The 13157-nt window shown below is 66.5% G+C and carries 12 protein-coding genes; 9 read left to right on the top strand and 3 right to left on the bottom strand.

What is annotated here, in order from left to right; translation table 11 throughout:
- The first annotated feature begins 188 nt into the window (after nucleotides 1–188).
- From ACQR1X_RS12310 to ACQR1X_RS12300, 3 genes are all read left to right on the top strand, one after another.
- Nucleotides 189–506, top strand: coding sequence for a hypothetical protein (locus ACQR1X_RS12310; protein ID WP_315715027.1), 318 nt, complete (start codon nucleotides 189–191; stop codon nucleotides 504–506).
- 177 nt (nucleotides 507–683) lie between these two features.
- Nucleotides 684–1340, top strand: coding sequence for a peptide-methionine (S)-S-oxide reductase MsrA (msrA, locus tag ACQR1X_RS12305; RefSeq protein WP_315803885.1), 657 nt, complete (start codon nucleotides 684–686; stop codon nucleotides 1338–1340).
- A 182-nt stretch (nucleotides 1341–1522) separates the two neighbouring features.
- Nucleotides 1523–2239 (top strand): polysaccharide biosynthesis/export family protein, encoded by a 717-nt coding sequence (locus ACQR1X_RS12300; RefSeq protein WP_434896183.1) that lies wholly within the window; start codon nucleotides 1523–1525, stop codon nucleotides 2237–2239.
- A 193-nt stretch (nucleotides 2240–2432) separates the two neighbouring features.
- On the opposite strand, the gene ACQR1X_RS12295 is transcribed toward ACQR1X_RS12300, so the two are convergent.
- Both ACQR1X_RS12295 and ACQR1X_RS12290 read right to left on the bottom strand, forming a co-directional pair.
- A complete protein-coding gene (locus ACQR1X_RS12295; protein ID WP_434898929.1) occupies nucleotides 2433–3104 on the bottom strand; it encodes a dienelactone hydrolase family protein in 672 nt (223 codons plus the stop codon).
- Between the two features lie 32 nt (nucleotides 3105–3136).
- The gene (locus ACQR1X_RS12290; RefSeq protein ID WP_410051940.1) at nucleotides 3137–3451 is read right to left on the bottom strand and encodes a hypothetical protein; all 315 of its coding nucleotides are present in this window, start codon (nucleotides 3449–3451) and stop codon (nucleotides 3137–3139) included.
- 298 nt (nucleotides 3452–3749) lie between these two features.
- Here ACQR1X_RS12290 and ACQR1X_RS12285 point away from each other — a divergent pair, with 298 nt between their 5' ends.
- The 4 genes from ACQR1X_RS12285 (at nucleotide 3750) to ACQR1X_RS12270 (ending at nucleotide 9259) form a co-directional block, all read left to right on the top strand.
- Nucleotides 3750–4238: a (2Fe-2S)-binding protein gene (locus ACQR1X_RS12285; RefSeq protein WP_315735504.1), complete on the top strand. Its 489-nt coding sequence runs from the start codon at nucleotides 3750–3752 to the stop codon at nucleotides 4236–4238.
- Nucleotides 4235–6517, top strand: coding sequence for a molybdopterin cofactor-binding domain-containing protein (locus tag ACQR1X_RS12280; RefSeq protein WP_434898928.1), 2283 nt, complete (start codon nucleotides 4235–4237; stop codon nucleotides 6515–6517). Before ACQR1X_RS12285 ends, ACQR1X_RS12280 begins: the two co-directional genes overlap by 4 nt.
- Nucleotides 6518–6735: 218 nt before the next feature.
- Nucleotides 6736–7845, top strand: a complete 1110-nt coding sequence (locus tag ACQR1X_RS12275; protein ID WP_434898927.1) for an HD-GYP domain-containing protein — start codon at nucleotides 6736–6738, stop codon at nucleotides 7843–7845.
- Between the two features lie 112 nt (nucleotides 7846–7957).
- On the top strand, nucleotides 7958–9259 hold the full coding sequence (locus tag ACQR1X_RS12270; protein ID WP_434898926.1) for a cytochrome P450: 1302 nt from the start codon (nucleotides 7958–7960) through the stop codon (nucleotides 9257–9259).
- Nucleotides 9260–9280: 21 nt separating this feature from the next.
- Here ACQR1X_RS12270 and ACQR1X_RS12265 read toward each other — a convergent pair whose 3' ends face one another.
- Entirely contained in the window at nucleotides 9281–10855 is a 1575-nt protein-coding gene (locus ACQR1X_RS12265) for an AMP-binding protein (protein ID WP_434898925.1), read from the bottom strand.
- 155 nt (nucleotides 10856–11010) lie between these two features.
- Between ACQR1X_RS12265 and ACQR1X_RS12260 the strand changes: the two genes are divergently transcribed.
- Complete coding sequence (locus tag ACQR1X_RS12260; RefSeq protein WP_434898924.1) at nucleotides 11011–11835, top strand: RnfABCDGE type electron transport complex subunit D; 825 nt, start codon at nucleotides 11011–11013, stop codon at nucleotides 11833–11835.
- Nucleotides 11832–13157: a DUF2330 domain-containing protein gene (locus ACQR1X_RS12255; RefSeq protein WP_434898923.1), complete on the top strand. Its 1326-nt coding sequence runs from the start codon at nucleotides 11832–11834 to the stop codon at nucleotides 13155–13157. The genes ACQR1X_RS12260 and ACQR1X_RS12255 overlap by 4 nt, the downstream gene beginning before the upstream one ends.

Here is a 13157-nt window from a genome sequence, read left to right as displayed (position 1 = left end):
GGATTGCGCCCACCGCCAATGGCGACCTTATAGGGGCAGGCCTGCCGAGCGTCAACGGTCTCGGAGCGCCCGCGGCGGCCGGAATCGACCAAAACCCGGTTCTAAGCCCCTGACGAGGTTGAATTTCTGCGGGGGCCCCGCTATGGCCTTGCTGCCCGCAAGGGCGTGCGAGAGAGGGCAGGTGAGGCATGATCCGCGGTTTTTTCCGTCTGGTAGGGCTGTTGCTGCTGGCCGGAAGCTTCATCTTCCTGGTCTATGACGGCGCGCGCTGGGTGGCCGACCAGACCCTGCAGTTCACCCGTTTCGGCCAGCTCTGGAACGACGTCCACCAGGCGAGCCAGGCCGCCTTCAAGGCCTGGATCGAGGCCAAGGCCCCGTTCTTGTGGGAGTGGATCGTCAAGGTGTTTTTGGACCAGCCGGTGTTTGCGGTGCTTGGACTGCTTGGAATCCTGCTGATGCTGCTGTTCCGGCCGCGCAAGCCGCTGATCGGCTATGGACGCGACTGAGCGCGGCGGTTCGTCTCGCTGCGCCGGCAGCTGTATGCTGGCAGCATGCCGCGGGAACCGCTGGCGCGGCGTAACAGCGCTACTGCTGGACCCGTAGAGCCCTATATATTCCCCCTGAGGAGAGGTCATCGCGCCGTGGGCCGTCCCGCGGGCGCTGGCCATGAGCGGAGACATCCCATGTTCTTCATGCGCAAAGCCCCTGTCATGCCGTCTGCCGCCGAGGCGCTGCCCGGCCGCACTCAGCCGATCCCGACCGCCGCCACGCATTTCGTCAACGGTCGCCGCCTGTTGCCGCCCTATCCCGACGGCCTCGCGCAGGCCGTGTTCGGGCTCGGCTGCTTCTGGGGCGCGGAGCGCAAGTTCTGGCAGCTCGGCGACGGCATCCACGTCACCGCCGTCGGCTATGCCGGCGGCCATACGCCGAACCCGACCTACGAGGAGGTGTGCTCGGGGCAGACGGCGCACACGGAGGTCGTGCTGGTGGTGTTCGATCCCAAGGTCATGTCCTACGAGCGGCTCCTGAAGACGTTCTGGGAGAGCCATGACCCGACCCAGGGCATGCGCCAGGGCAACGACGTCGGCACGCAATATCGCTCGGCGATCTACACGTTCAGCGACGCGCAGCGCGAGGCCGCCGAGGCGTCGAAGACGGCCTATGAGTCGGCGCTGCGTGCCAAGGGGCTCGGCGCGATCACGACCGAGATTGCTCCGGCGGGGCCATTCTATTTCGCCGAGGATTATCATCAGCAGTACCTCGCGAAGAATCCGGCCGGCTATTGCGGCCTCGGCGGCACCGGGGTCGCGTGCCCGATCGGCGTCGGCGTGAGCGCCTAGGCCAGCCGCGCGCCGGATCGCGCCGAATATTCTCGGGTCCCTCTCCCACGCGGTGGGAGGGGGATTTTTTTCGAACCGCCTTCACCGCGGCGCGCTTGCGGATGCACGGACTGCACGCGCCAACGGTTTGTTAACCTTAACCGCGCATGACTAACGCACATCCTCATTCAAGGATTGTTCGAGTGCGCGCGTTGTTTGTTCCGGTCATTGCCGTCCTGTCCGCGATCCTGTTGTCGGGCTGCATGCAGACGATCTCCCCCGTCGCTGCCGTCCAGCCGCAGAGCGATCTCGACGCGATGGCCTATGGAACGCCTTCCTCCGGCCCGGTTGCCGCCAGCGGGCAGGGCGGGGCGATCCCGGCGCTGCGCAACTCGTTCGCTGCCGCCACCCGCGCGGGCGCCTATGTCGTTCCCGCCGGCTACGTGCCGGCGCGGCGCGACTCCGCCTATCATCTCGACGCCGGCGACAAGCTGCGCGTCGTCGTCTACGGCCAGGAGGGCCTGACCAACACCTATGCGATCGACGCGTCCGGATCGATCACGATGCCGCTGATCGGCAGCGTGCCGGCGCGTGGCCGCACCACCGCCGGCCTCGCCGCCGAGATCACCGCCAAGCTCCGCAACGGCTACATCCGCGAGCCATCGGTGGCGGTCGAGATCGAGGCCTATCGCCCGTTCTTCATCCTCGGCGAGGTGCAGGCGCCCGGCCAATACCCTTACGTGCCCAACATGACGGTGGAGAGCGCAATCGCGATCGCCGGCGGCTTCTCGCCTCGGGCGCGGCGCGACATCGTCACCCTGACGCATACCGATGCGTCCGGAGTCGCGCGCTACGAGGTTCCGCTCGGGACCTCGCTCAAGCCGGGAGATACGATCCAGGTCGGCGAGCGCTGGTTCTGATATCAGCACGTCTCGCCCGGCTACAGGGATACATTGCCGCCGAGTGGCGCGCTGCTCCATCCGCCGTCATTGCGAGCCAACGGGTCCGCGCACATGCGCGGCCCGATGACAGGCTCCGCGAAGCAATCCAGAGCGTCACGCGCGACTCTGGATTGCTTCGTCGCTTCGCTCCTCGCAATGACGGTGGTGAGGTTCAGCGCAAATGCGTTCCGAGGAACGCGAGGCTACGGGTCCACGCCAGATCCGCGCTCGGCTTGTCGTAGCTCGCACGCTCGTCGCAGCCGAAGCCGTGCTGTGCGCCGGGATAGACGAAGATCTCGACGTCCGGCCGCTTGGCCTTGATGGTCTCGACGTCGCTCAGGGGGATGCCCGCGTCCTTCTCGCCGAAATGGAGCTGGGTCGGCACCGTCGGCTTGTCGTCGGCGAAGCGGATGATGGCGCCGCCGTAGTAGCCGACCGCGGCCTTCAGCCCGGTGAGCTTGGTCGCAGCCGCATAGGCGATGCTGCCGCCGAGGCAGAAACCGATGATGCCGACCGGCCCGACATTCCTCACGCCGTCGATTGCGGCCTGGGTGTCGCGCAAAAAGGCCGCCCAATCCGGATTGGCGACGAACTTGCGCGCGACCGCGATCTCGTCAGGCGAATAGCCCGAGGTGAAGCCGGGCTCGACGCGGTCGAAGATCGCCGGCGCGATGGCAACGTAACCTTCGGCGGCGAGGCGGTCGCAGACGTTACGGATGTGATGGTTGACACCGAAGATCTCCTGGATAACGACCAGCGCGCCCTTTGCAGTTCCCGTCGGATCGACGCGATAGGCGCCGAGCTGGAACCCGTCCGATGCCGTCAGCTTGATGTCCTGTCCCACGTTATGTCCTCTTTGCGGTCGTCAGGCGCCTGTCAGCGCCACATCCAGTTGGTGCCGTAGTCCTCTTTCCAGCCTGTCAGCCGTCCCCTGCGGAATTTCAGGTAGAGGCGGTGATGGTGCGGGACCAGTCCGCTGCCGCCGAGATTGCGCAGTGCCAAAAAGGTCTCGTTGCCGGGCGTGCCGTTCAGATAGATCAACGGCTGCTCCAGCACGCGCGATGTCTCACCGACATCCATGCCGAAGGCAAGCGGCGTGACATTGAATAACGTCGCTGTGAAAGGCGCGTCAGCGACGCCGGGCGTCTGCCCTGCCGCAGAAGGGGTTACGGCCGACAGGCTCGGCAGCATGGCCGCAGCAAGGCACCGCGTCATGCGTATGGATGGTCTCATGGGCTGAAATCTCTTCTCGCTGTCGGCGTTGGCTGCATCTCTTCTTAGCGTGCGCGGCGTCACGAGCCCAGCATCGTTCGCGCTGCACAACGCAAATGCCGTTTCATTTCGCAAGCCGGCGCTCAAATCCCGTTGCGTCGCCGTGGCAACGCGATCATTCTTATGATGGCTGGCATCTATCCGGTGGGTTCCAGCGAATCGATAAAACCGAACTTCGCCGTAAGCGAAGTCGCACGCCGGGCGGGGAAGAAACCACATGCCCAATCTCACCATCAACGGGCGGACCATGTCCGTCGACGCGGCGCACGATACGCCGCTGCTATGGGTCATCCGCGAGCAGTTGCAGATGACCGGCACCAAGTTCGGCTGCGGCGCCGGGCTGTGCGGCGCCTGCACCGTGCATGTCAACGGCGAGGCCGTGCGCTCGTGCCAGACCATGGTCGGCGACGTCGCGAACAAGAAGATCACCACCATCGAGGGGCTGTCGCAGAAGGGCGATCATCCCCTGCAGAAGGCGTGGATCGCCGAGCAGGTGCCGCAATGCGGCTACTGCCAGTCCGGCCAGATCATGCAGGCGGCCTCGCTGCTCGCCAAGACCACGAGCCCGACCAAGGAGGAGATCGTCGCACATATGGACGGCAATCTCTGCCGCTGCATGACCTATTCGCGGATCCAGAAGGCGATCCAGCGCGCCGCGTCCGAGATGCGCACCGCGTCGAACACCAGCGACCGGAGGGCGACATGAACCAGCACGTGAAAGCAGCGCCTTCGATGGCCCCCGATCTCAGCCGCCGCTCGTTCCTGGTCGGCACCGCCGCCACCGGCCTCGTGCTCGGCTATGCCGGTCTCGCCGACGGCGCACTCGCGGCCGCGGCGCCTGCAAACTTCGAGCCCAGCGTGTGGTACGCGATTGCGCCGGACGGCATCGTGACCGTGACCTGCGGCAAGGCGGACATGGGCCAGCACATTGCGTCCACCATGGCGCAGATCGTCTGCGAGGAGCTCGGCGCCGCCTGGAAGGACATGCGGGTCCAGCTCGCCTCCAACGATCCGAAGTTCAACGATCCCGTGCTCGGCGCCCAGATCACCGGCGGCAGCTGGAGCACGATGATGAACTTCGACGCCATGAGCCGCGCCGGCGCGGCAGGGCGCATCGCGCTCACCGAGGCGGCAGCCACGGCGATGGGCGTACCGGCCAAGGAGCTCGTGGTGCGCGACTCCGTCGTCATGCATCCCAAGTCGAAGAAGCAGATGACCTATGCCGAGATCGTCAAGGGCGGCAAGATCACCAAGAGCTTCACGCCTGACGAATTGAAGGCGCTGACGCTGAAGACGCCCGATCAATACACCATGATCGGCGTCTCGGTGCCGCAGCTCGACATCCCCTCCAAGACCAACGGCACGGCCAAATACGGCATCGATACGATGCTGCCCGGCATGGTCTACGGCAAGGTGGTGACACCGCCGGTGCGCTTCGGCGCCACGGTCACGGCGGTCGACGACTCCGAGGCCAAGAAAGTGCCGGGCTTCATCAAGGCGGTGACGCTCGACGACAAGACCGGCTCGACCTCGGGCTGGGTGGTGGCGGTCGCCAACACCTATACCAACGCCAGGAAGGCGGCGGACGCGCTCAAGATCAGCTACGACAAAGGCCCCTACGCCAATGTCAGCACCGACACCATCATCACCGAGGCGATGCGCCTGCAGGCGCAGGACGATGCCGGCCAGTTCTTCGTCAAGGACGGCGATCCCGTTGCAGCGCTATCGGGCGCGGCCAAGGTGCTGGAAGCGGAGTACACCACCAGCATCAACATCCATGCGCCGCTGGAGCCGATGAACGCGACCGCCGAGTTCAAGGGCGACATCCTGCACATCTACACCGGCAACCAGTTCGCGACCCGTTCCGGCGCGATCGCGGCGGGTGCTGCCGGGATCGACCCAAAATACGTCGTGATGCATCAGGCCTGGCTCGGCGGGGGCTTCGGCCGCAGGCTCGATGCCGACATGATGGTGCCGGCGGTGCAGGCGGCGAAGGCCGTCGGCAAGCCGGTCAAGGTGATCTACTCCCGCGAGAACGACATGACGATGGACTACTCGCGGCCGCTCACCTACCAGAAGGTCAAGGCCGGGCTCGACAGCAACGGCAAGCTGATCGCGCTCAGCCACGACGTCGTCTCGGCCTGGCCGACGGCGCGCTGGGGCATCCCGGACTTCCTGTCGCCCTCGGTCGACAAGAAGGGCCCGCTCGACTCGTTCACGGTCAACGGCGCCGACTTCTTCTACACCGTGCCCAACCACCATGTGCGCGCGATCAAGAACGAGCTCGCGCACAATGCGACGCCGTCCGGGCAGCTCCGCTCTGTGGCGCCGGGTTGGACGTTCTGGGCGGTCGAGAGCATGATCGACGAGATCGCGGTGGCCTCGGGGCAGGACCCGGCGCAGTTCCGCATCGCGCTGCTCGACGGCAAGGGCAAGAACGACGGCGGCGCACAGCGGCTGCGTAACACGCTGCTGGCGGCGATGGGCCTGTCCGGCTACGGCGCGAAGAGGCTGCCGAAGGGCGAGGGCATGGGCGTGTCCTGCGTGTCGTCGCAGGAGCGGGCGACCGCGAGCTGGACGGCGTGCGTCGCCCATGTCGCGGTGGCTGACGACGGCGCGGTCACGGTGAAGAAGCTCACCGTGGCGACCGACGTCGGCACCCAGGTGCATCCCGACAACATCCGCGCCCAGGTCGAGGGCGCGGCGCTGTGGGGGCTGTCGCTGGCGATGTACGAGAAGGCGACGTTGAAGGACGGCGGCATCGAGCAGACCAACTTCGACAGCTACACGCCGCTGCGCATGAGCCAGGTGCCGGAGGTTGCGATCGCCGTCATCGCCAATGGCGAGAAGGCAACCGGCGTCGGCGAGCCCGCGGTGACAGTGGTCGCGCCGGCGCTCGGCAACGCCATCTACAACGCCTGCGGCGCGCGGCTGCGCTCGCTGCCGATCACGTCGGCGGCGGTCAAGGCGGCGATGAAGGCCTAGCGTCGTCGCGCGGCCAGCGCCGTATCTGGGAACCGCCGGAGCCAGTCTCCGGCGGTTGCTTTTTGCGCTGCGGTCAGGTCTCCGCGCCGGACGATTTGACCAATTCCCTTAACCTCTCGCTCACCTGAAACGATACAGCTTGAATGATCGGCTTAAGCCGCGACGAACCCGTATCCCGGTAACTTGCATGAGCAGCAAACCGCAGGGGGCGAGCCCGTATGAGCGCGACAGCCAAGCAGACCGTGACCCAGACCGCGAACAGGCGCCATCTCCTGCTCGCGTCGGATCGCGGTGACCAGAGCAGCGAGCTGGCGCGCATCCTGCGCTCGGTCGGCGACGTCGACATGATGCCGACCACCGAAATCCCCGAGAACCCCGGCAACCGCTTCTCCGGCGTGATCGTCGACATCAACCTGCGCTCGCCGGAGAGCGTGCAGCGGGTGCGCAAGAAGCTGTCGTCGCGCGCCTATAGCGAGGTGCCCCGGCTGTTCGTGCTGGCCGAGGCGCTGCACCACGCCACCATGCAGGCGTGGGCGCTCGGCGCCACCGACACCATCGCGCGGCCGTTCAGCCCCGCCGATGTGCTGCAGCGCATCCGCTCGGCGCTCCCCGCCGACGACGGCTATGACGAGACCGATCGCGGCAAGCTGCTCAATCGCGGCGTCGAGGCCGCGCAGGCCATCATGGTCAAGATCTTCGAGAAGCTGCCCGCCGGCGCGCATCTGACGATGGAGGACATCGTCGCGGCCGAGAACAAGATCCTGAAGGCGATCAAGCACTCGTCCTTGCGCGAATGGATGACCGTGGTCGGCTGTCACCACAACGACACCTACCGGCATTGCCTGTTCGTGACCGGGCTTGCGGTCGGCTTCTCGATTCATCTGGGCATGCGCGACGACGATCAGCGCCGGCTGGTCCGCGCGGCGCTGCTGCACGACGTCGGCAAGGCGTTCATTCCGGTCGCGATCCTCGACAAGCAGGGCAAGCTGACGGCGGAGGAGATCGCGCTGCTGCGCCAGCATCCGCGCCGCGGCTACGAGGCGCTGTGGCGGCAGGGCGGCTTCCCGCCGGAGATGCTCGACGTCATCCTGCATCACCACGAGTTCCTCGACGGCTCCGGATACCCTGACGGGCTGCACAACGAGCAGATCAGCGACATCGTGCGCCTCACCACGATCGTCGACATCTACGCCGCGCTGATCGAGCACCGCGCCTATCGGCCGGCCTTCACCCATGCCCGTGCGTTCCAGATCATGGAGAACATGGGCCCGAAGCTCGACCAGCAACTGCTGCAGGCGTTTCGCCCGGTCGCGATGGGCGCGCATTGACGCGATCGCCTGAGAGCGCATCCATCGCCCGGCGGTAGCTGCTCGACGCAAGTGCATCTCTGCGGAGGCGCACTATCCTACCCGCCAATCGATGAAAGGCGGGAGGAGCAGCATGGGCGCAGCCGAACAGGCCGGCGAGGTCATTCCCGGGCCCATCGCCGCCGCGCTGGTCGATCCGGCCTGCTACGCCGACCACCGCATCCATGATGCCTATCGCTGGCTGCGCGCCAACAACCCGCTCGGGCGGGCCGAGCTCGATGCGTTCGATCCGTTCTGGGTGGTGACGCGGCACGCTGACATTCTCGCCATCAGCCGTCAGAACGATCTGTTCCACAATGCCGACCGTGCGACCACGCTGACCAACAAGGCGGTGCTGGAGCGCGTTCACAAGATTACCGGCCAGCCCAATCTCGTGCGTTCGCTGGTGCAGATGGATGCGCCGGACCATCCGAAATATCGCGCGCTGACGCAGGGCTGGTTCATGCCGGCCAACATCGCCAAATTCGAGCCGCGCATTCGCCAGATCGCGCGTGCGACCGTCGACCGCATGGCGGCGAAGGCCGCGGCCAATGGCGGCGTCTGCGATTTCGTCGCGGACGTCGCGCTCGGCTATCCGCTGCATGTGATCATGGAGATCCTCGGCGTGCCGGAAGAAGATGAGCCGCGCATGCTCAAGCTCACGCAGGAGCTGTTCGGCCCGCAGGATCCGGACACCGCGCGGGTGCGCGAGGCGCTGTCGGCGGAGGTGTTCGCGGCCATGCTGCAGGCCGTGGTCGCGGATTTCGCCGCCTACTTCCAGCGCATCACCGACGACCGCAGGGCCAATCCGCGCGACGATCTCGCCACCGTCATCGCCAATGCCAGGATCAATGGCGAGGACATGCCGCTGCATGACCGCACCAGCTACTACATGATCGTTGCGACCGCAGGCCACGACACGACGTCGTCGTCGACCGCCGGCGCGATCTGGGCGCTGGCGGAAGACCCCGAACAATTCGCGCGCGTCAAGGCCGATCCCGCGCTAATCCCCGGACTCGTCGACGAGGCGATCCGCTGGATGACGCCGGTCAAGCACTTCATGCGCAGCGCCACCGCCGACACCGAGCTCGGCGGCCGCCATATCGCGAAGGGCGACTGGCTCATGCTGTGCTACGCGTCGGGCAATCGCGACGAAGCCGTGTTCGACGAGCCCGACACCTTCCGCAGCGACCGCAGGCCGAACCGCCACGTCGCCTTCGGCTATGGCGCGCATCTCTGCCTCGGCCAGCATCTCGCGAAGCTCGAGATGCGCATCCTGTTCGAGGAGTTGCTGCCCCGCCTCGCGTCGCTGGCGCCGGCGGGGCCGGTGAAGATGACGCAGGCGACCTTCGTCAACGGGCCGAAGAAGCTGCCGATCCGCGTGGAGATGTCTTGAGGTCGGGCCGCTCGATCCTCCTCAATCCAGCAGCTTGCGCAGCTCCGCTTTTGCGACCTTCTCCAGGGTCGAGCGCGGCATCTCGTCGACCAGCCTGACCTCGCGCGGCACCTTGAAGTCGGCGAGCCCGGCGCGGCAGGCGGCCAGTACCTTCTCGGGAAGCTCGTCGTGTGCGATCCCGGGCTGCGGGATCACGAACGCGACCGGCACCTCGTCCAGCATCGGATGCTTCCTGGCGACGACGGCGGTCTCGCGCACGCCGGGCACGGTGATGATCACCTGCTCGATCTCCGACGCCGCGACGTTCTCGCCGCCGACCTTGAGCATGTCCTTGGTGCGATCGCCGAACTTGACGAAGCCGTCGGCCAGGCGCGTGACGCGGTCGCCGGTGAGGAAGAAGCCGTCGGCATCATAGCTCGTGCGGGTCGCTTCGGCGTTGTAGAGATATTCGGCGAACAGCGACAGGCCGGGCACGCCCTTGATGGCGAGGTTGCCGGTGGCGCCGACCTCGGTCGGCCGGCCGTCATCGTCGGTGATGCGGATGGTGTATTCCGGTGCGGCCCGGCCGATCGACATCGGCGCGTTGGGCTGGTCGATCTCGCCGACGATGCCGTGGGTGATGGTCTCGGTCATGCCCCACCAGCCGATGATCTTGATGCCGAACCTGGCAAACGCAGGCGGCTCGGATACCGCCGTGCCCCACAGCCGGAACTTGTGATGCTTCGGCACCTCCTGGTCGAGCAGCGCCTTCATGCAGAACGGGATGGTCGAGGTCCAGGTGCAGCCATGCTCGAGCGCGACGCTCCAGAAGCGGCTCGCGGAGAAGCGCGGCTGGATCACGCAGGTCGCGCCGACCCAGAGCGTGGCCAGCATCGAATAGGCCAGCGCGTTGGTGTGGAACAGCGGCAGATAGGTCTGGTGCACGTCGCCCTGATGCAGGTCCTCGTGCACGGCATTGACCTTGGCGCCCCATAGCGCGTTGGCATGCGTCCACAGCACCGCCTTCGGCCGCGACGTCGTGCCCGAGGTGTATTGCACGCTGCAAGGCGCCAGCGGGTCGGCCGGCCGCCGCGGCCGGTCGGCACTGTCGGCAAACAGCGCTTCGAAGCGCTCGCCGCGTCCCACGGCCGGCGCCTCCGCCTGACCGGGATCGTGCGAGATCACGGCCATCCACTTGAGACCGCGGCAATGCGCCGCGATCATCTCGGCATAGGCCGGCTGGGTGATCGCCGCCACCGCGCGACAGTGCTCGGCGAAGTAGCTCATTTCGGCGGCTGCCGAGCGCGTGTTGGTCGTGACAGCTAGTGCGCCGAGTTCGACACAGGCGAACCAGGCGAGCATCGCCTCGACGCAATTGTCGAGATGGATCAGCACGGCATCGCCAGGCCGGACGCCGCGCTTGACCAGCCCTGCGGCCAAGGCGCCGACACGGTCGTGAAAGGCGCCATAGGTCCAGCGGCGCGCCGGCGCATCGAACGGGGCGGAGATCAGGAACGGATGGTCGCGCCGGGTCTCGCTGCGCAGCTTCAACAGCCAGGGCACGTCCATGCCGTCGAACGGCGTCACCGTGCCCGCTGCCATCGTCGTTCCGTTCATCTTCGCTCCCGCCATTCTTGAGTACGGCCTGTCTCCGGCCGCTTCGTTCTTGTCGTCATCTTTTGCCACCTCGCGCCGCCGCGATCAAATCGGGATTGAACCCGTCTCCGTCTGCGGGCGACCAATGGCGCGGCAAGACACGCCCGGAGGTTTGCATGCAGGCCGAGCCACGACCACGGCGGCTGCCCGATGCGCGCTATTTCCAGATCGCGGCATTGGCGACGCTGCTGGCGATCAATTTCGCCGCGATCGATTTCGGCGCGCGTCCCGCAGCGAGCGTGATCGCGGTCACCATGGCGCTGCTCACGCAGGTGGCCTGCTGCCGCATCGCCGGCGTGCCGCTCGATCTCAAATCGCCGCTGATCACCGGCCTCTCGCTCAGCCTGCTGTTGCGCGCCGATGCGCTGTGGCTGCATGCGGCGGCGGCCATGATCGCGATCGGCTCCAAATTCGTGCTGCGCATCGACGGCAAGCACATGTTCAACCCGGCCGGGCTCGCGATCGTGGGGCTGCTGCTCGGCTCCAAGAGCGTGTGGATCTCGCCGGGCCAATGGGGTACGGAGATCTGGTTCGCGAGCCTCGCCGGCTTCTTCGCGATCCTCGTGCTCAGCGCGTCCCGCCGGGTGGATATCGCGCTGTATTTCTTCGCAAGTCACGCCGCGCTCCTGCTGCTGCGCGCCGCCTGGCTCGGCGATCCCCTGGCGATTCCGCTGCATCAGCTGCAGAGCGGCTCGCTGCTGATCTTCACCTTCTTCATGATCTCCGACCCGCGCACCTCGCCGGACTCGCGCGTCGGCCGGCTGCTGTTCGCGCTGAGCGTTGCGGTCGCGGCGCACTACCTCACCTTCGCCCTGCAGATGCGGCCGGCGCTCTATGTGGCGCTGATCGCGCTGTCGCCGCTCACGCTGCTGCTCGATCGGCTCGTCCCTGAGACCCGCTTTTCCTGGCGTTCATCCGTTCCCGAAGGAGTGTCGACATGACCCCGCGTGACAACAAGCTCTTCCGCACCGGCGTCGCGGCTACCGCGATCCTGGCCAACGCGGCGATGGCGCCGGCGAATGCCTTCTGCGGCTTCTATGTCGCCCAGGCGGATGCAAAACTGTTCAACCAGTCGTCGAAGGTCGTGCTGGCCCGCGACGGCGAGCAGACCGCGATCACGATGGCCAGCGACTTCGAGGGCGACGTGAAGGAGTTCGCGGTCGTCGTTCCCGTGCCGACCTTCATCGAGCGCAAGCAGATCGGCGTGGTCGAGCCGAAGACGATCGATCATCTCGACAAATACACCGCGCCGCGGCTGGTTGAATATCATGATGTCGACCCTTGCGCGCCGGTCGTCGTTGCGGCGCGGGTCATGTCCGCGGCGCCAATGATGGCAGGCGCCGTCTACGAGATGGCCCGGCGGAACTATGGCGTCACCGTCGAGGCCAGCTACGACGTCGCTGAATACGACGTGCTGATCCTGTCGGCGCAGGAGAGCGACGGCCTGACCCGCTGGCTGACCGACAACGACTATCGCATCCCGGCGGGCGCGGAGTCCGTGCTCGGCAGCTACATCAGGCAGGGCATGCGGTTCTTCGTCGCCAAGGTCAATGTCGAGCGGATGAAGGGACTGGGGAACGGCCAGCTCCGGCCCCTGCAGGTACGCTACCGGAGCGCCAAGTTCATGGTGCCGCTGCGGCTCGGCACGGTCAATGCCAGGGGACCGCAGGACCTCATCATCTATGCCCTGACGAGGAGCGGCCGCATCGAGGCGGCCAATTATCGCACGGTGAAGATCCCATCCGACATCGATGTCCCGCTCTATGTGAAGGACGAGTTCGGGCCGTTCTACAAGGCGCTGTTCGAGCGCGCCGTCGCGCGTGAGAACATGCAGGCGGTGTTCGTCGAATATGCCTGGGACATGGGATGGTGCGACCCCTGCGCCGCCGATCCGATGAGCAACAGGGAGCTGGTCGAGCTCGGCGCGCGCTGGATCGGCAGCGACGATGACGCCTCGTTCCGCACCACGCGCCGTGGCGGCTCCGATGCCTACGCGACCCGGCTGCACGTGCGCTACGATGCCAAGACGTTCCCCGAGGACATCGTGTTCATCGAGACCAAGGACCGCAGCAATTTTCAGGGCCGCTATGTCCAGCACCACCCCTGGCGGGGCGAGGCGTCCTGTCCAGCGGCGAAGACCTACCAGGACAATCTCGCCGCACGCTTCGCCAGGGAGGCGACGGATCTCGCGCAACTGACCGGATGGTCGCGCAGCGAGATCGCCGCCAAAATGGAGAAGAGCGGCGAGACCGCGAGGCAATGA

The organism is Bradyrhizobium sp. HKCCYLRH3073, assembly GCF_051167995.1.
GTDB lineage: Bacteria > Pseudomonadota > Alphaproteobacteria > Rhizobiales > Xanthobacteraceae > Bradyrhizobium.
The sequence above is the reverse complement of the archived record's forward strand: the minus strand, read 5'-3'. Positions and strand labels throughout refer to the sequence as shown.

Bases quoted from the DNA above. Each gene is read 5' to 3' on its own strand.
- ACQR1X_RS12310 (WP_315715027.1), top strand. From the start codon at position 189: ATGATCCGCGGTTTTTTCCGTCTGGTAGGGCTGTTGCTGCTGGCCGGA.
- msrA (WP_315803885.1), top strand. From the start codon at position 684: ATGTTCTTCATGCGCAAAGCCCCTGTCATGCCGTCTGCCGCCGAGGCG.
- ACQR1X_RS12290 (WP_410051940.1), bottom strand. From the start codon at position 3,451: ATGCTGCCGAGCCTGTCGGCCGTAACCCCTTCTGCGGCAGGGCAGACG.
- ACQR1X_RS12285 (WP_315735504.1), top strand. From the start codon at position 3,750: ATGCCCAATCTCACCATCAACGGGCGGACCATGTCCGTCGACGCGGCG.
- ACQR1X_RS12280 (WP_434898928.1), top strand. From the start codon at position 4,235: ATGAACCAGCACGTGAAAGCAGCGCCTTCGATGGCCCCCGATCTCAGC.
- ACQR1X_RS12275 (WP_434898927.1), top strand. From the start codon at position 6,736: ATGAGCGCGACAGCCAAGCAGACCGTGACCCAGACCGCGAACAGGCGC.
- ACQR1X_RS12270 (WP_434898926.1), top strand. From the start codon at position 7,958: ATGGGCGCAGCCGAACAGGCCGGCGAGGTCATTCCCGGGCCCATCGCC.
- ACQR1X_RS12265 (WP_434898925.1), bottom strand. From the start codon at position 10,855: ATGAACGGAACGACGATGGCAGCGGGCACGGTGACGCCGTTCGACGGC.
- ACQR1X_RS12260 (WP_434898924.1), top strand. From the start codon at position 11,011: ATGCAGGCCGAGCCACGACCACGGCGGCTGCCCGATGCGCGCTATTTC.
- ACQR1X_RS12255 (WP_434898923.1), top strand. From the start codon at position 11,832: ATGACCCCGCGTGACAACAAGCTCTTCCGCACCGGCGTCGCGGCTACC.